A 17410-nucleotide genomic window follows, 5' to 3' on the forward strand; every position below is an offset into this window, starting at 1 on the left:
TGGGGGAGTGGGTTGACCTGCGGTGATAAGAGAAGTCGCAGGTAGTGGGGGAGGTGGGTGCTCGGTTGTGCCGGGTTGTCCCGCGTTCCACCGGGCAGTGTGCACCCTCCGGGTGCACCAGATAGGAAACCTCGGCCACATGGGCCTTTCATGATCTCCCGTCCGAAGGACCACGGGGAACTTGGTGCGCCGCCCCGGGGAACGGCGTGCACTCACTCTCGGCACTTCGGACAGCGGACGGGAGGGCGTCCGCGCCCGGTGTGAGCGAACTGTTCTCCGCAGCTCTTACAGATCCTTTCCCCCCGCTCCGCGGCATCGTGTCGCCTGGGCGCATCATTCGTGGACGTGTCTGGAAGGGTGTCCTCTGCGCTGCCAAGCACCGGTGGGGTGTACCGGGGCAGGTTGTGTACGTGGGCTCGGCCTGACGGCAGGGCGCGCTCCGCCAGTCTCCCGAGGTGGGCGTGGTGGGTAAAGAGCACGATCTGAAAGCGGTCGGACATCTCGTCCAGGACCCTCAACGCGGCCTCGCTACGCTGGTCGTCGAAGGTCATGAACACGTCGTCCAGCACCAGCGGCATGGGCTGCCCGATCTCGTCGTAGTGTTCCAGCGAGGCCAACCGCAGGGCCAGATACAGCTGGTCGGCGGTACCCTCGCTCAACTCGGTGATCTCCACGACCTGCCCGCCGCGGCGCACCACCCGCAGGACGTTGCCGCCCTTGTCGTCCAAGTCCGGGTAAAGCTGCGTGAACTCGCCGAGGGTCAGGAACGCGAACAGGTCCTCGGCTCTGCGCAGGACCGGACCCTGGTGGCGTTTGCGGTACTCTTCCATCCGCTCCAGCAGAATCTTCTTGGCCAGCGTCACCCGCACGTACTCCTCGGACTGGTCGGTGATCTGCTCCGTGAGGGCGACCTCCCGCTCGGCCAGTCGTGCGGCTTCGGCGGTGCTGTCGATCCGTTCCAGCTTCCCGTTGGCTTCGGTGAGGGCGATATGCGCCTGGTCCCGCTTCTGTTTCACCTCGTCGAATTCTCCGCGGGCTTGCTCCGCGTGCTCATCGATCTCGGTGTCGCTGAGGTTCCTTACCTGTTCCTCGAGATCATCGATCTCACCGATTTTGGCCAGCTGTTTCTCCGCCTGTCGGATACGCTCGCGTTCCTGCTCCGCATCGCGGGCTCGGTCGATCGCCTTCCGCAATTCGGTGGTGCTGGAGACCGCTGTCTCGCTGAGAAGGGCAGCCAACTTCTTGTCCGCGCTATCCCGCTCGGCGAGCGTTTCTTCGAGCTCGGAGCGGGCTGACTCCATGGTCTGCTCCAGATCGTCACGCTTCGTAGCGGCTGCGTGGTTCTTCTCGGTGTCCTTGTGCAGGTCCTCCAGAGCGCGAGCGCGTTCGGCGCGCTCCTGCGGCAGCGGGCGACCGGACCTGTCGAAGACCACGGTCAGACGTTGGTCGAACTCCGCGATTCGCTGTTCCTCCCGGTCGACCGCTTCCTTGGCCGCGCGGGCCTTGTCCCACGCGTCAGCGGCGTCTTCCAGGAGAGCCAGACCGCTTCGTACCTCCTCAGGGTCCGAGCCTGATTCGAAGCCCGCTGCGGTGGTGACCCGGTCCCATTCCAGCTGCCAGGAGGTTTTCTCCCCCTCTGCCCTTTCCTGCTCAACCTGTAGCTTCTCCAGGTCCTTGACCGCGGCGTCGACCAGGGCTTGCGCGGATGTCTTCTCTTGGGCGGCCCGCCGGCGTCGGTCGAGTTCCGCCTCGGCCAGCGCTTTGAGCTGGGGAAGGACCACGATCGCGGTAGCGCCGGTCCGCGGCTGTACGTCCACCGCGTCCATGGCGTCCACCGCGACACCAGCGGCGATGAGCAGATCGACGAGCTGAGCGTTCAGAGCGAGGGCGGCTTCCTCCGAAGCGGTCAGGGTCCGCTGTCGTTCACCGAGCCCGTCGTGCAGGGCACGGAGCTTTTCGAGACGGTCCAAAGCCGCTCCAGCCGATTCCAGCGCCGGGGCGGCGGGCCCGTCAGCGGGCCACAGCGCGGCCCATTCCCGGTCCAGCTCCGCTTCTAGTGACGTGAGTGCATCCAGGTCCTCCTCCTGGTCGCGCAGGTTCTGTTCCCGCTCCTGGACCTGGTTCTCCAGAGTGAGACGGTTGGCGACCGCCTCGGCGGATTCGCGCAACCGGTCAGCGAGTCCGTCGGCCTTCGCCAGGGAGGACTGGAAATCCAGGAGGAGTTCAGCGTCCGCGCCCCCTTCCCGAACCCGTACCCACAGGGCGTCCCGTTCCTGTCTGGCCGACTGGAGTTCGCCGAGCGTGGGAGGGTCTTCCTGTGTACGCAGCGCGTTCAGCTCGTTCTGGGAACGGCGCAGAGCCTGTTCCGCCTTGGTCCGGGCTGACCGGTGGTTCTTCAGGTCGGCGCGGTGCTCGGTGAAGCGGCCTTGCATCGCGGCGACCTCCTCCCTGCCGGGGACTGCAATCGAGAGGAGGTCCGCCACCTCGATATCGGAACCCCAACCGGGCTCGGCCGCCAAAGCGTCGAACCGCGCTGCCTGCTTCGCCGCCTCCTCGTATGCCTTGCCGAGGTCCGCGACGAGAGTGGCCGGATACTCGGAGACGGCGGCTCCGAGGGCGTCCCCCTCTCCGTCCTCGCCCTCACCCTCGGAAAGCCGTGCGAGGGCCTCGCTGCCACGGCTCAGTTCCCGGTCCTTCTCCTCAACCTGACGGCGGGCGTCCGCGGCCCGGATCCGCAGATCGGGATACTGCTTGGCCAGCTCGACCAGGCGCTCGGCGGTCGGTCCGGGTACCCGTGAGACCCCGGTGTCCCCGAGCTCGTCCCCGGGCCTGACCTGCCGCAGAAGACTTTTCGCGCGGGCACGGTGCTCTCGCCTGTCGTGAGTGTGCGCGTCCAGGGACAGGGCGGCCTCGCCGATCGACTCCACCGAACGAACGAGGGCCTCGACTTCCTCGCGGATCTCCAACAGCCGGTCATCGACGTGGAGCTCTGCCAGCTTGGCATTGTGCGAGGTAAGGGTGTTCTCCAGTCGATGCTGTTGCTGGTCACCCAGGTCGAGGGTCTTCTCCAGGGCGTTCAGCCGTTTCTCGGCGTCCGAACCAGCGAGCGGTCCCTGGCTGTCGATCTCCCGCAGGGCGGCCAAGGCCTGGCGGCGGAGCCGTAGGGAGGGCAGGGCCGTCGCCAGGGCCTCCCAGTGCCGGGAAGCAGACTCGGCATTCTTGAGCAGGTCATCCAGTTCTTTGAACCGCTTGTCAGCCTCCCGTGCGTTCGCCTTGAGACGCATGAAATCTTCTGTCAGCGTCGACGCGGATTCGCGTGCGGCGCTGGTCTCCTTCAGCTCGGCCAGGGCGGAGTTCAGCTGCGGAAGGGAGCCCTTGCGCAGGTATAGCGCTTTCTGGCGCTCTTCCAAGCGTTCCAGGACGGCGTTCATGTCCTGTCCGGACCGAGCCGAGTACAGGGCCTGCCCCACGTCACCCTCACCGCGGATCAGGTTCTGGCCGCCTTTGTAGAGCTCTTCGCGGGTGAGTGTGAAAACGGAAGCAAAGACCTCCTCGGGAACACCGTTGAGGAAGCTCTGGAGCACCCCCTCTTGGAGAGTCGATCCGTCCGGCCTGGTCAGGGGGTTCTTGTTCCGTTTGTGCCGGATCAACTCCAGCGTGTCGCCGCCGTCGTCGCTCAACACCGCGCCCAACCTGAGGTTGGGCATGCCGTGCAGGAAGCCGAAGGGGGTCCGGTGCGGGATGTTGTACAACAGTGACCGAGTGGCCTCCAGCGCGGACGTCTTTCCGGCCTCGTTGGGACCGTAGACCAGGTGGACCCCGGGTTCGCCCAGATCCAGGACCAGATCGGTGAACGGTCCGAAGGCGGTCAGGTCCAAGCGCTCGAACCTCATCGGCTCTCCTCCAGCATCGCCATCAGCAGGTCAGCGGCCTCGTTGGTGATCCGGTCGGTCCAGCCCTCCTCCTGGAACGACTTCCGGACCTGGGCGGGGAGCTTGCTCTGAAGCCCAGTGCTGGTGAGTACCGCCCTGACCTGTTCGGGCGTCGCGTGCAGCCGCTCAGTCTCCTCCCGGATATCGGCGACGAGCTCGGTCAGCTGCTCGGAGGCGACCTCGTCTCGGAGGCGAGTGGTCCTGACCCGGACCTTCTCGATCCATACGGACGAGTGCTGTTGACTGATCTGCTGCACCTCGGCGGTGAACTCCTCATGCCCAGTCAGCAGGGCCGAGTGCGCCTCACAGGCACCGAAGGCGACCACCCGCACCGCGTCCACCCGGCCGTCCACGAAGTGGTCCCCGACCTGCTTCCGAAGCTTCTCGTCGACCCGGCGGTAGGCGTCGTCCCGGTCGTAGGCGCCGGTCATGTCCACCCGCACCTCATACCAGCGGGCGGCACTGTCCAGGGTGCGATGCTCCAGATGTTCGACTTTCCCCGAACCGTCGACCGTGACCAGGGTGCAGCCCTTGTCACCGGTCTCACCCGGGTGCCGTCCCTGGGTGTTGCCGGGAAAGACCACGTGCACGCCGTTCTCGTGCATGACGTCGCGCTTGTGGATGTGGCCCAGCGCCCAGTAGTCGTAGCCGTGGTTGACGAGCTGATTGAGGTCGCACGGCGCGTAGCGGCTGTGACCGGGGCGGCCGTCCAGAGCAGTGTGCAGCAGACCGATATTGAACAGTCCGGGCGCCGCATCCTTGTACCCCGCGGCCAGGTTGTCACGCACGTCCCTCTGGGCGAAGCTCTGCCCGTGCACGGCAAGTCCCAGGTCTTCGCGGATCTCCCTCTCCGGCCCGTCCGGTGAGAAGCGGTACACGTTGTCGGGCAGCGTCAGCTTCCTGGTCATCTTGTTCTCGGCGTCGTGGTTGCCCGAGATCATGAAGACCGGGATGTCCGCCTCCCGCAGCCGGTGCATCTGCTCCGTGAAGTAGAGGCCGGTCCGGTAGTTGTCCCAGGAGCCGTCATAGACGTCCCCGGCCAGCAGGACCGCGGTGACCTCCTCTTCCAGGGCCAGGGTGACGAGGTTGTCTACAGCATTGCGGGTGGCGTTTCTCAGCTGCTCGGCGGGGGCGCCCGGGTAGCGATCCAGTCCGCGTAGAGGGCTGTCGATGTGCAGATCGGCGGCGTGGAGGAGTTTCATGGAACCTCGCCTTCTCGGGGAGTGAGTTCCAGGTTTGCACAGGAATCACTCCCTCCACGCCGGTTTCCCTGGTAATCCTCGGGGCTGTCCGGGGCTACCAGAGACCGTTGCAAACCCGGATTCCGGGGTCCGGGTTCCAGAGTCCCGGTTAGGCTGATCCCCGAGTTCAGACAGCAGGCTCCAGCGGGCAGAAGACGCGGCGCACCAAGCGCTGCCGACGGAAGTGGGACATCAGGCGCAGTGGCGACTTCAGTGCATGACATCATCGACTCCATCCGCCAGCACTCGACCACGAACCACGAGCGCGGCATTCGCTTCGAAAAGCTGATGGTCGCCTACCTGACCCAGGACCCGCTGTACGCGCAGCACTTCACACAGGTGTGGTCCTGGGGCGAGTGGCCGGGGACCGCGGACAACAAGAAGGACGTCGGGATCGACCTGGTCGCCAAGACCGTCGACGGCGGCTACTGCGCCATCCAGTGCAAGTTCTACGAGCCGCAGCACACCGTGCAGAAGCCCGACATCGACTCTTTCTTCAGCGCCTCCGGCAAATCCCCCTTCACCGAGCGGCTCATCATCTCCACCACGGACAAGTGGGGGGTGAACGCCAAGGACGTCGGCAACCAGCAGCAGATCCCGGTCAGCGTGGTCGGCCTTAGCGAGATCGATGCGAGCCCCATCGACTGGTCCTTCGCCCTCCCGCTGGCCGCCGCCGAGGTCGAGGGTTCCTGGGACCTGCACCGCACCCCGCCCAAGGAACCTCGCCCGCACCAGGTCACGGCGATCGACGCGGTCTTCGACGGGTTCACCGCGCACAGCCGCGGCAAGCTCATCATGGCCTGCGGTACCGGCAAGACCTTCACCTCGCTGAAGATCGCCGAACGGCTCGCCGGGGAACAGGCTGCGGAGAAGGACGGGGAGCCCACCCGGGTGCTGTTCCTGGTGCCCTCGATCTCCCTGCTGTCCCAGACCCTGCGCGAGTGGTCGGCCCAGTGCCAGGTGCCGCTGCGCAGCTTCGCCGTCTGCTCGGACACCAAGGTCAGCAAGAAGAACCAGGCGGACGACTTCCAGGACCTGGGCTCCCAGGACTTGATCCTGCCCGCCACCACGAACGCGACCAAGCTGGTGGAGCAGGTCGAATCCGTCGCGGGAGTTACCACCCGGGCCCCGGCGAATGGTGCCCTCCAGGTGGTCTTCTCCACCTACCAGTCCATCCAGACCATCCACGAAGCGCAGAAGGCCGGTCTGGCCGACTTCGACCTGGTCGTCTGCGATGAGGCGCACCGCACCACCGGGGTGACCCTGGCCGGGGCAAACGAGTCACACTTCGTCAAGGTGCACGACAACAACTACCTGCGGGCCGACCTGCGCCTGTACATGACCGCCACCCCGCGCCTGTTCAACGAGGACACCCAGTCCGCGGCCAAAGCCAAGGACGCCGTCCTGTGCTCCATGGACAACGAGGACCTCTACGGCCCCGAATTCCACCGACTGGGCTTCGGCGAGGCCGTGGAGAAGGGCCTCCTCACCGACTACAAGGTCCTGATCCTCAACATCGACGAAGACTTCCTGTCCGTCTCCCTCCAGGAGCAGATGGCCCACGACGGCGAGCTCAACATCGATGACGCCGCGCGCATCATCGGTTGCTGGAACGGCTTGGCCAAGCGGGCAGGCAAGACACCGGAGGGGCAGGGTTTCGAGCCCGGTGAGGCTCCCATGCAGCGCGCGGTGGCCTTCGCACGTAACATCGCCGACTCCAAGAGCATCAAGAGCCGTTTCACCACGGTCGTGGACGCTGTCAACAAGGACCGGGACGACCGGAAGGAACCCCGACTGCGTTGCGAGGTCGAGCATGTCGACGGCGGTTTTAACGCGATGGAACGCAACCGGCTGCTTGACTGGCTGAAGGCCGACCCGGGCGAGGGCAACTGCCGGATCCTGTCGAACGCCCGCTGCCTGTCCGAGGGCGTGGACGTCCCCGACCTGGACGCCGTGCTGTTCCTGAACCCGCGTAACTCGGTGGTGGACGTGGTCCAGTCCGTGGGTCGAGTGATGCGCAAGGCTGACGGCAAGGACTTCGGCTACATCATCCTTCCGGTGGGCATCCCCAGCAACCAGAAGCCGGAGGAAGCGCTGAGGGACAACCAGCGCTACAAGGTGGTCTGGCAGGTGCTCCAGGCACTGCGTGCTCACGACGACCGGTTCAACGCCACCGTCAACCAGATCGACTTCAACAAAAAGAAGCCCGGCAACATCATGGTGGGCGCGGTCGGTGCCGAGGACTTCGACGGTACCCGTGAGGGCGTCGAGGGTCAGGCGGAGAGTGACACCGCGGGGCAGTTCCAGCAGACCATGCTCTCCTGGGATGTGGAAGAGCTCCAGGAGGCCGTCTACACCCGGATCGTGGAGAAGGTCGGAGAGCGCCACTACTGGGAGGACTGGGCGAAGGACATCGCGCAGATCGCCGAACGGCACGTCTCCCGGATCAAGGTGGCGATCGCCGATCCGGCCTCGGACAAGGGGAAGGCCTTCGCCCGGTTCGTCGTCGAGCTGCGCGCCAACCTGAACCCGGGCGTGACGCACGGGTCCGCGATCGACATGCTCGCCCAGCACATGATCACCAAGCCGGTGTTCGACGCGCTGTTCGGCGACTACGCGTTCTCCAAGCAGAACCCGGTGTCGGTGGCCATGGACGGAATCCTCCAGGTGCTGGAGGACGAGTCGATCGGCAGTGAGGCGCAGACCCTGGAGGGCTTCTACGCCTCGGTGCGCACGCGCGCGGAGGGCATCGACAACCACGAGGGCCGCCAGCGAATCATCACGGAGCTGTACGAGAAGTTCTTCAAGACGGCTCTGCCCAAGACCGCCGAGGCCTTCGGGATCGTGTACACCCCGGTGGAGGTGGTCGATTTCATCCTGCGGGCGACCAACCAGGCGCTGTACAAGCACTTCAATCAGACGCTGTCCGGGGAGGGCGTGCACGTCATCGACCCGTTCACGGGGACGGGCACGTTCGTGGTGCGGCTGTTGCAGTCGGGGCTGATCAAGCAGGAGGACCTGCTCCGCAAGTACACCCAGGAACTGCACGCGAATGAAATCGTGCTGTTGGCGTACTACATCGCGGCGGTCAACATCGAGGCTGCTTTCCACGAGCGGTACGAGGGTGATTACACCCCGTTCGAGGGGATCGTGCTGACGGACACCTTCCAGCTGGCAGAGGACCGGGGTGCGGCGGTCAAGAGCAGCATGCTGGGTGAGAACAGCGAGCGGGCTGAGCGGCAGCAGGGTCAGGATCTGCGGGTGGTGATTGGTAACCCGCCGTACTCGTCGGGGCAGACGAGTCAGAACGACAACAACCAGAACCAGAAGTACAGGGTGCTGGATGGTCGTATCACGGACACCTATGCGGCGCGTTCCAGTGCCCAGAACAAGAACTCACTGTACGACTCCTACATTCGGGCGATTCGTTGGGCTTCTGATCGGATCAATGACACCGGGGTCATCGCCTACGTCTCCAACGGCGGATACATCGACGGGAACACTGCCGATGGTCTGCGCAAGAGCCTGGCCGAGGAATTCGACACCATCTACTGCTTCAACCTGCGCGGCAATGCCCGCACTTCTGGGATTCAACGCCAACAGGAATCAGGCAACGTCTTCGGCTCGGGAAGCCGGAGTACGGTGGCCATTCTGATCCTGGTGAAGGACGGCAGCAAGTCGGACGGTTGTGAGTTGCTGTACCGGGACATCGGTGACTGTCTGACCCGTGAGCAGAAGCTCAAAATCGTGGACGCGAGCGGCCTGGACACGATCGCCTGGCAGGTGATCACCCCAAGCGCCGAGGGTGACTGGATTAATCAGCGGGACCCGAGGTTCCCGACGTTCCGGGCGATCGGCGATCGGGATAGCGACCGGGGGGTCTTCTCCCTGTACAGCAATGGTTTGAAGACCAACCGTGACGCCTGGGTCTACAACTACGACGACGCCAGCCTGCGCCAGAACGTGAGTCGCATGGTCGACTTCTATAACTCGCAGGTCGATTCCTTCAAGAAGCACACGAAGACTCTGGACTCTTCAGCGCGCTCAGTACAGGACGTCACGTCGTTCATTAGCTATGATTCCGAGCGGATCAGCTGGAATACCGCTGACAAGAGCCGACTTCTCAAGGGCGAGAAATACGTACTCGAACCTGACTCGATCACCACTGGGACCTACCGTCCATTCAACAAGCAGCTGGTCTACTTCAACCGCAAGCTGAACGAGCGCACTTATCAGCTTCCGCCGATGTTCCCTGAGCCCGAGCTGGAGAACTTCGGGTTCTACAACGTGGGTAGTGGCTCAGCGGTCCCCTTCTCTGTTCTCATGACGGACGCCCTACCTGATCTGCACGTCACGGGCGCTGGTAGTGGTGGCCAGTTCTTTGCTCGCTACACCTATCGGGAGACCGGAAACGGGGACGACCTCTTCAGCGGCGGTGAGGAGCCCGGCTGGGAACGGGTCGACAACATCACCGACAAGGCTCTCGCGGACTACCGCCAGACCTACGGGCCTGAGGTCACCAAGGGCGACATCTTCTTCTACGTCTATGGCCTTCTCCACTCCCCGGACTACCGAGCGCAGTTCGCGGCGGACCTGAAGAAGTCCCTTCCCAGAATTCCCAAGGTCGCGGGCTTCCACGAATTCGCCGAGGCCGGGCGCAAGCTCTCCAAGATCCACATCGGGTACGAGGTAAGCATTCAGAAGGCGTTGGGGACTGCGGAGGGTAGATGGCCTTAGCTGGTCAGGCGGAGGCGGGGATGGGCGGCATCCACAACTGTCCGGTGAACGCCCGGCGCAGCGCTTCGAACGCGCTCACCCCGTGCTTGCGGGCCGAGTCGATGTAGGAACGCACCCCGAGCCAGGCCGCCGCCCCCTGACGGGACTGGTGGCAACCGGAGATCTTCACCTGGGTCTTGAGGGGTCTGAGCGCTCTTTCGGCGAGGTTGTTGGTGAAGGGCACCAGGTGGGGCCGGTCGGAGAAGCCCAACACCTGCTCGGCCCGCTCCCGCAGACGCTCGAGCAGGTTGCGGGCCGGTGATTGCTTCCTTCCTTGGGCCCGGGGATGGCAGGACAGCCCGACCGCGATGCCGTGGTGGAACAACTCCCCTTGGGCCAGGAGCACCCCGGCGGGGATGTGCTCGGCCTGGCCGCAGCGCACACGCCCCGCCTCGCGGGCCAAGGTGGCCAGCGCGGACCGGATCTGACGGTGCCAGTGCTGGCCGGGGTGGTCCTGTTCGGCAGCGGTGAGCTCGCGGATCAGGTGCGCCCCGCACAGCTGGTGGGCGCACGTGTAACCCGAGTACAAGGCCAAGGAGTCGTGCACCAGGGTGCCGGTAAAGCCCGGCAGTACCCCCAACGTGTTCGCCCCGGCTCGTGAACGCGGAGCTAGACCCAGCAGGGTCAGGTGCTCGTTGCAGGCCACATGCAACCAGCACCGTTGGTCCTTGATGCGGGTGGTGGTCTCATCGGCGTGCAGCACGTGGGCCAGGGTGAGCAACGCCCGGATCAGGTTGAGGCTGTCGCTGACCAGAGCATGGGCCTCGCCCAGTAGATGCGACACCCATCCGGTGGAGACCTTCGCGCCGGTCAGGTCGTTGATGAGCTGTGCGGTGCGCTCCACCGGGATGTGCTGGAACACGAGCAGGTAGACGGCCAGGGTGCGCAGGTGGGGGCCGTAGGAGGAAGGGGAGGCGGCCAGTTCCTGGGGCATCGCTGCTTGGGTGATGCTTCCGCACTGGCACGCGCAGGTGTGGGCGCGGTGCTCACTCACCTGCACCGTGACCAGGGGGATGTCGCGGACCTGACGGCGCTGGTAGCCAATGGAGGAGGCCGGGTCCAGCTCGGCGTGGCACCCGGTGCAGGTGGCGGGCAGATGGTCGTGGACCTGGTCGGGGTTTTCGACCATAGGCAGTCCGAAGCCTTCAGCGCCTGGTTGGCGTCCGCGTTTGCGGGCGCTCTTCTTGGCGGGTGCGCGTTCGGGCTTGTCGAACAGGTCCGAGGAGGGTGGCAGGGAGGAGTTGCCGGAGTTGCGTCCCAGGCGGCGTTCGAGCTGCGCGACCCGGGTGGTCAGACGCGCGTTGTCGGCTCGGAGCTGTTCGTTCTCGGCCTTGAGGCGGGTGATCTCTTCGGTCTGCTGGGCCAGGTGCTGGCGCAGGGCGGTGTTTTGTTCGTGGAGCACACCGATCAGCGCGAGCAGGTCCTCACGCGAGGCGGTCTCCAGTCCCGACGGCATGGTGGACATCGTGCCTGGTCCAGTGTCGCCCTGTCAGGCGAACCCAGCAACTGAATGCTTACGGTACGAGAGCGTCCAGCCGTACGTGTTGGAGGAGAAGGTCACCGGTCCCACTCCCACACCTCCGGCTGAGCTGTATCGGGTCCAGAAAATGAAGTTCCAGAGCAAAGAGGATCGGTCCGCGATCATCTATAACAGCCGGGTGACTATCTCCGGGATCCCGGAGCGGGCCTACCGGTACCAGTTGGGTGCTCGTTCGGCGATCGAGTGGATCATCGATCGCTACCAGGTCAAGACCAACAAGGACAGCGGCATCGTCAACGACCCCAACGACTGGTCGGACGACCCTCGTTACATCATCGATCTCCTGGGCCGGATCGTTACGGTGAGCCTGGAGACGGTGGACATCGTGGAAGGGCTGCCCGAGCTGGAGATTCTCAAGAATTAGTCGTTCCAGAGAGTGCCTGCGGTGGCCGAGTGGCCACCGCAGGCAGACCACACCGTAGCTTTGCCCCAGACGCCGCTTTTTGAGAGCGCGGAGGTCCTTTTCAGGTATGCGCGCGCTGTTGTGTGAACCATGATTCGATCGAACGTTTGTAACCCTGCGGCATCGGCAGGCCGGGCACCTCGGCTTCGGTGAACAGCCCGGCCTCCTTGTGTTCGCTGGAGACCACGACCGGGGCCCGGGAGTCGACGCGGCACCCGTAAGTGACGATGAAGACGTGCCGGTCGACCTGGGTGATGTGGTAAATCCACGAGTCGAGGATGCCAGCTACCTGCACGGGCCAGCCCGTCTCCTCCTCAATCTCCCGGGCCAGACACTCCTCGGGAGTTTCCCCGATCTCGATCTTGCCGCCGGGCAGCTCCCACTCATCGCGCTCATTGCGCAATAGCAGCACCCTGTCGTCGAGGATGACGACGCCCTTGACCGAGACGGGGAACGTGCGCGGGATGTAGGGGGTGTCGTACACGGTAGGGCTCGCTTCCGAAGGCGTGAGGTTCTGTGCGTCAGACTTGGACTCAGTCTTGGACCGGGGACAGCTCTGGGTCTTGTCGCTCGGCGTCCGCTCCTCGACGGGTCTCGACTCTCGGCCGCGGAACAGCAACGTGTCCCCGGGACACTTCGCGCTCCAGCAGTGTGGTCACCTGGGGCCAGCCGAGCTTCATCGGGGCGAAGGTCTCCCAATACCGGTGGTAGGCGCGGCAGAGCGAGCTCAGCCCGAACGGCGCCGTGGCTGGTGGAATGGACTGGGTGAGGCGCCGCACTGCAGCCCCGGCACCTTGCGAGGACGGGGCGATCCCGTGTCCGAGGAGCAGCGTCGCCGAGCGCACCGCATCCAGTGTCCCCGAGTCCGCATGACGGCTGAACCGGCCGTGGACCAGTTCCGACCAGGGCTGGCGTGTCCGGGCCCAGGCCAGTCTCTCCAACCCGGATCCGAGATCGATAGCCATGCACCGGGGATCGTCCCTATTCCACAACAAGACGATGTCCCCAAGCCCGAGGCCCGCGTGGTGGAATCGGAGCGTGATGCCCGCGACCTCTCGGCGATGCCACACCTTCAGGTCCCCGCTCAACGTGACGTGCCGGGCATGCAAGCCCACTCGCGAGAGCACAGACAGCCAGCCGTCGAAGGCCTCGGCGTACTCAGTGACGTCGTTGATCGGGCGCACATGGGAGACGTTGACGAAGGAGGTCAGGAAACCGTCGAGCAGTCGTCCACGGGCGTCTCTGCGGCCGGTGAAACGTACGACCGGCTGCGGAAGGAAGCCTCGGCGGTGGGTGAGGCCGATCCCGTCCTTGAGCAGCGGGTCGAGAGCCTGCACAGCGGAGACGACCAGATCCGTGTCCCGGCCCCACCGCAACGGTAGACATCCCGCGCGCTCGACCCCCTGCGCCGCGTAAGCGTTCTCGATCTTCGCAAGGAGCACCTCCCACAGCAGGGACCTGCGTGCGGGAACGAAGGGGGAGTGCCTGTGACTATGCCGAACCAGCAGCCGCGTTCCCTCGGTCTCGACCTCCCAGTTGGGTCCCAGCGCGCGGCGGAGGTGCCGGGGGATGAGCCGGGGGTCCGGGCCTTCGGTCACGGTGTCCCCGCGAGGGCCTTGAAGTGCCGCCTGGCGTCGAAACGGTTGAGACCGACCTCCTGAACCCGCCGGTGCGGCAGTTCGGACGCTTTCTCGATCGCCTCAGCCAGACTCTGGGCGGCGGTCTCGTCGTCCACGGACGGATCAAGCACCGTCTGGCTGCCGGTCTGTTCGCAGAGCGCCGCCTCCACACAGGTGCCGTGGCTCCAGGCCAGTGCCGCGATGGGCGTGCCCGCGCGCAGTGACTCCCCGAAGACAGCGGCTCCGGCCTCCACGTAGTCACGGGAGTAGGTGTAGACGAAGGTCTCGGCATCTCTGAAGGCATGGGTCTTCGCTGAGCCGCCGAGTTCGCCCGCCCACTCGATGTGGTCGGCGGAGAACAGCCGCCGGTGCCGGTCGGTGTACTCGCGGTCGAAGACCGGACCGACCACGCGGATACGCCTGCCGAGAAGTTGAGCGGCCCTGATCGCGATGTGCGGGCTCTTCTGCTCGTCCACCCGGCCCACCCAGACCAGCCCGTCCCCACGCGCGGATTCCGGTTCCAGTTCACCCAACCCGGCGTGCACGGCCAGTTCCTGGATCGGCTCGTGCGCGCGGTAGCGGTCGACCATCTGCTGGGAGTAGCAGTAGAGCCTGCGGTTGAGACCGTCGAAGGCCTCATCGCTGTGCCGAAACAACGGTGAGTGCTGGAAGGTGGCGATGTCGCTGCCGAGGAGGTCGGCCCTCTCGCGCCAGGCTGGAAGCGAGGGGTACTCGTGACCCACGACGAGCAGATCGTAACGGGAGTCCTGAAGTGCCTTGAGGGCTGTTGACCCGGCGCTGAGGTCTTCCAACCGGACCGGGTGGCGTTTCCAGTCCGGTTGGAGGTCGTCCCGCCAGGCTGGGCCGAGGAGATGGACGTCGGCGCCCGCGGCCCGGGCTCCGAGTGCGGTGGCCCACAGCCACCGTTCGATTCCGCCGTATCCGTGGGGTGGGAAGGCGTAGGTTCCGGGGAAGTCGCAGACGCCGACGAGCAATAGTTACTCCTGGGGGGTGCCGTCCGCCGAGATACGGCGGTATCCGAGGTAGGGGGTCAGTGCTTCGGGAAGCACGATGGAGCCGTCCTCCTGCTGGTTCTGTTCCAACAGGGCGGCCAGGGTGCGGCCGATGGGCAGGCCGGATCCGTTGAGGGTGGCCACCGGGGTGGTCTTGCCGTCGGCGTCGCGGGTGCGGATGTTGGCCCGCCGGGCCTGGAAGGTTCCGCAGTCCGAGACCGAGGAGACCTCACGGTAGGTGTCCTGGCTGGGCAGCCACACCTCGATGTCGTAGGTCATCTGGGCGGAGAAGCCCATGTCGCCGGCGGGGAGCAGGATGACGCGGTAGGCCAGGCCGAGTTCCTTCAGGCACGCCTCGGCGTGCCCGACCATCGCGTCCAGCTCCTTCTGGGAGTCTTCTGCCGCGCACAGGCGTACCATCTCGACCTTGGCGAACTGGTGCTGTCGCAGGACGCCTCGGGTGTCGCGGCCGTAGGAACCGGCCTCGGAGCGGAAACAGGGCGTGTGCGCCGTCAACGCGAGCGGGAGTTCCTTGGCCGGGATGATCTCGTCGGCATACAGGTTGGTCAGGGGCACCTCAGCCGTGGGGATGAGGTACAGGGGCCGGTCAGCCACACCGGTCTTGAACAGGTCCTCCTCGAACTTGGGCAGCTGGCCGGTGCCGGTCATGGTGGCCGGGGTGACCAGGAACGGGACACCGTGCTCCACGTAGCCGTGGCGGCGGGTGTGGATGGCCAGGAAGAGCGAGGCCAGGGCGCGCTCGAGTTCGGCGCCGACGCCCCGGGTGACGGTGAAGCGCGGGCCGGAGAGCTTGGTGGCGCGCGCGAAGTCGAAGATCCCCAGGGCCTCGCCGAGGTCCACGTGGTCCTTCGGGGTGAACGAGAACGCCTGCGGGGTGCCGACCTTGCGGATCTCGGTGGCGAACTCCTCGGAGTTCCCGTCGGGGGTCTCTTCGAGGGGGAGGTTCGGGATTCCCAGGAGGAACTCGTCCAGTTCCTTCTGGATCACTTCCTGATCGGCCTCGACCTCGCGGATCTGTTCCTTGAGCTTGCGGGCGTGCTCCTTGAGGTCGCTGATGTCACCGCCCTCCTTGGCGGTGCGCTGTACCTCCTTGGCGACCCGCTTGGCCTCGGCGCGCATCTCCTCGGCGGAACGGATGCTCTGGACGCGTCGCGACTGGAGTTCCTCGAGAGAGGACAGGTCCAGGGAGTAGCCGCGGCGGGCGAGTGTGCGGACGGCTTCAGTACCCAGGTCGATCAGTGCGCGGGCGTCATGCATCGAACTCGTTCTCCTCCAGAGGTGTGCGCACTGGCCGGGGTAGGCGAAGGACAGTGCGGTGGTCCTCTGACGATATCGGCGGGGCGCCCCTGCCTTCGCTGGAACCGGAACCGCGGCGGACTTCCCCGGTCAGGAACTCCACCCATTCGAGGAGGCATCGGTCCGAAACGACGAGTGGTTCCAAGTACGGAGCTTCGGGCAGGAAGAGCGGGAGCTCGTCCTGGGGGCGCCGGGAACGGCACCAGTCCAGTGCTGACAGCAGGAAGCCGTGCGCCACGACTATGCGCGGCGCGGCGACTGCGGGCAGAGCCGCACATCCTTCGAGCATGCGCAGCAGGGCCTCGTGTTGGGACTCACGGGAACCGGGCGGACGCGCTGTGGGGCCGTGTTCCCTCAACCAGGAGGCGTACTCCAGGAAGGGGCGCCCTTCGAACATTCCGTAGTCCGGTTCGTCCAAGCGCGCATCCACGGAGCGGGGACAACTGATCTCCTCCAGGAGCAGGTCCGCTGTCTGCCGTGTCCTGGGAAACGAACTGGTCCAGCAGGCGCGCACGCCCATCTCACGAACCAGGGGGCGGCTCCTGCGGGCACACAGGGCGCCCTCGTCGTCCAGGAGCACCGGAACCCCCGGATCGCCGTTGACCAGGTATCGGGCGCTGTAAGGGGTGCGACCGTGTCGGACGAAGCAGGTGCTCACGGGGCGTCCTCCCCTGCTGGGATGAGGGAGCGCATGACCCTCTCCATCGTCGGGTGCCTGCTGTCGGCGACTTCCCGGTAGTAGAGGAGGCCGTGCAGGCAGAGCGCCAGAGACCAGGACCGCAGCTCTGTGCGCCCTATGCCCGATATGCGGGACGCCAGGGCCAGACGCTCTTCCGTCCCCTGCCCGAGGTGGTAGTACACGGTCCAGAAAGCCCAGTCGTAGGCCGCGTCGCCGTACATCGGCAGCGGATCGAGGAGGTGGGGGCGGCCGCGCCCATCGCAGGCGGTGTTCTCCCGGTAGAGGTCCCCGTGCAGGACCGTCCGCCGATGCCCTGCCTGGGTGAGGGATTCAAGCGCCCGCCACCCGGCCCGGAGCAGTGGACCGGTAGCGACCGGCGTCAGGGAATCCATCCGGTGGGCGACTCTGGGACGGACCTCTTCATCCAGGTAGGCGGACAGCTCTGGGAATCCCGGTTGTTCTTCAAGGGCACGCCCTCGGTCGTGTGCGGCCTGGATGACCCCGGCGACCTGCCGGATGTCGTCCGAACCGCGCCGACCGCCTCCGGGTCTCCCGCCCACGAGTGACAGGGCGGCGATGGACTGTTCCTCGTCGACCTCCAGCACCCGAGCCGCAGGTATGTCACTCCACAGGCGCAGTGCCGCGACCTCCCGGACACAGCGCTCGGGGTCGGGCCACCCCTTGAGCAGGACACGCCTGTCGCCACCGGATTCGGCAATCACCAGGACGGATGCGTGTCCGGCATCGTGGTAATCAGTGGGGGTGAGTTTCCATGTGTGGCCCGCGTTCGTCATTGCCGCTGGAATCGAGGCCAACCAACCTGATATCCCGGGACCGTAGTGGTTCAGCAGACGGGCGCGGCAACTCTCCGGCAGCAGGGGGAGTGCTGC

General features: G+C 65.7%; 11 protein-coding genes. 2 read left to right on the forward strand and 9 right to left on the reverse strand.

The window, feature by feature from the left end; genetic code table 11:
* Window positions 1–212: 212 nt before the first annotated feature.
* The gene (locus HNR07_RS00105) at window positions 213–3893 is read right to left on the reverse strand and encodes an ATP-binding protein (RefSeq protein WP_184360225.1); all 3681 of its coding nucleotides are present in this window, start codon (window positions 3891–3893) and stop codon (window positions 213–215) included.
* Window positions 3890–5134 (reverse strand): metallophosphoesterase family protein, encoded by a 1245-nt coding sequence (locus tag HNR07_RS00110; protein WP_184360228.1) that lies wholly within the window; start codon window positions 5132–5134, stop codon window positions 3890–3892. The genes HNR07_RS00105 and HNR07_RS00110 overlap by 4 nt, the downstream gene beginning before the upstream one ends.
* Before the next feature lie 252 nt (window positions 5135–5386).
* On the opposite strand from HNR07_RS00110, the gene HNR07_RS00115 reads away from it, so the two are divergent.
* A complete protein-coding gene (locus HNR07_RS00115) occupies window positions 5387–9910 on the forward strand; it encodes a DEAD/DEAH box helicase (protein WP_312893490.1) in 4524 nt (1507 codons plus the stop codon).
* 4 nt (window positions 9911–9914) lie between these two features.
* Here the strand turns inward: HNR07_RS00115 and tnpC are convergent, their stop codons facing one another.
* Window positions 9915–11414 (reverse strand): IS66 family transposase, encoded by a 1500-nt coding sequence (tnpC, locus tag HNR07_RS00120; RefSeq protein ID WP_221318653.1) that lies wholly within the window; start codon window positions 11412–11414, stop codon window positions 9915–9917.
* Here tnpC and HNR07_RS34225 point away from each other — a divergent pair.
* Window positions 11404–11853 (forward strand): type ISP restriction/modification enzyme, encoded by a 450-nt coding sequence (locus HNR07_RS34225; RefSeq protein ID WP_246420009.1) that lies wholly within the window; start codon window positions 11404–11406, stop codon window positions 11851–11853. The two genes, tnpC and HNR07_RS34225, sit on opposite strands and share 11 nt — an antisense overlap.
* Before the next feature lie 100 nt (window positions 11854–11953).
* On the opposite strand, the gene HNR07_RS35365 is transcribed toward HNR07_RS34225, so the two are convergent.
* The 6 genes from HNR07_RS35365 to HNR07_RS00155 are packed head-to-tail and all read right to left on the reverse strand — an operon-like array spanning window position 11954 to window position 17314.
* A complete protein-coding gene (locus HNR07_RS35365) occupies window positions 11954–12376 on the reverse strand; it encodes an NUDIX hydrolase (RefSeq protein WP_184360237.1) in 423 nt (140 codons plus the stop codon).
* A 49-nt stretch (window positions 12377–12425) separates the two neighbouring features.
* Window positions 12426–13490: a hypothetical protein gene (locus tag HNR07_RS00135; RefSeq protein ID WP_184360241.1), complete on the reverse strand. Its 1065-nt coding sequence runs from the start codon at window positions 13488–13490 to the stop codon at window positions 12426–12428.
* Window positions 13487–14506: a glycosyltransferase gene (locus HNR07_RS00140; RefSeq protein WP_184360245.1), complete on the reverse strand. Its 1020-nt coding sequence runs from the start codon at window positions 14504–14506 to the stop codon at window positions 13487–13489. Before HNR07_RS00140 ends, HNR07_RS00135 begins: the two co-directional genes overlap by 4 nt.
* Before the next feature lie 3 nt (window positions 14507–14509).
* A complete protein-coding gene (serS, locus tag HNR07_RS00145) occupies window positions 14510–15802 on the reverse strand; it encodes a serine--tRNA ligase (protein ID WP_184360248.1) in 1293 nt (430 codons plus the stop codon).
* Window positions 15795–16499, reverse strand: a complete 705-nt coding sequence (locus tag HNR07_RS00150) for a histidine phosphatase family protein (RefSeq protein WP_184360251.1) — start codon at window positions 16497–16499, stop codon at window positions 15795–15797. The genes serS and HNR07_RS00150 overlap by 8 nt, the downstream gene beginning before the upstream one ends.
* Window positions 16496–17314, reverse strand: coding sequence for a phosphotransferase (locus HNR07_RS00155; protein WP_184360254.1), 819 nt, complete (start codon window positions 17312–17314; stop codon window positions 16496–16498). The genes HNR07_RS00150 and HNR07_RS00155 overlap by 4 nt, the downstream gene beginning before the upstream one ends.
* Window positions 17315–17410: the final 96 nt, after the last annotated feature.

Origin of the sequence: Nocardiopsis metallicus (assembly GCF_014201115.1) — a bacterium.
In the GTDB taxonomy this organism is placed as follows: Bacteria; Actinomycetota; Actinomycetes; order Streptosporangiales; family Streptosporangiaceae; genus Nocardiopsis; species Nocardiopsis metallicus.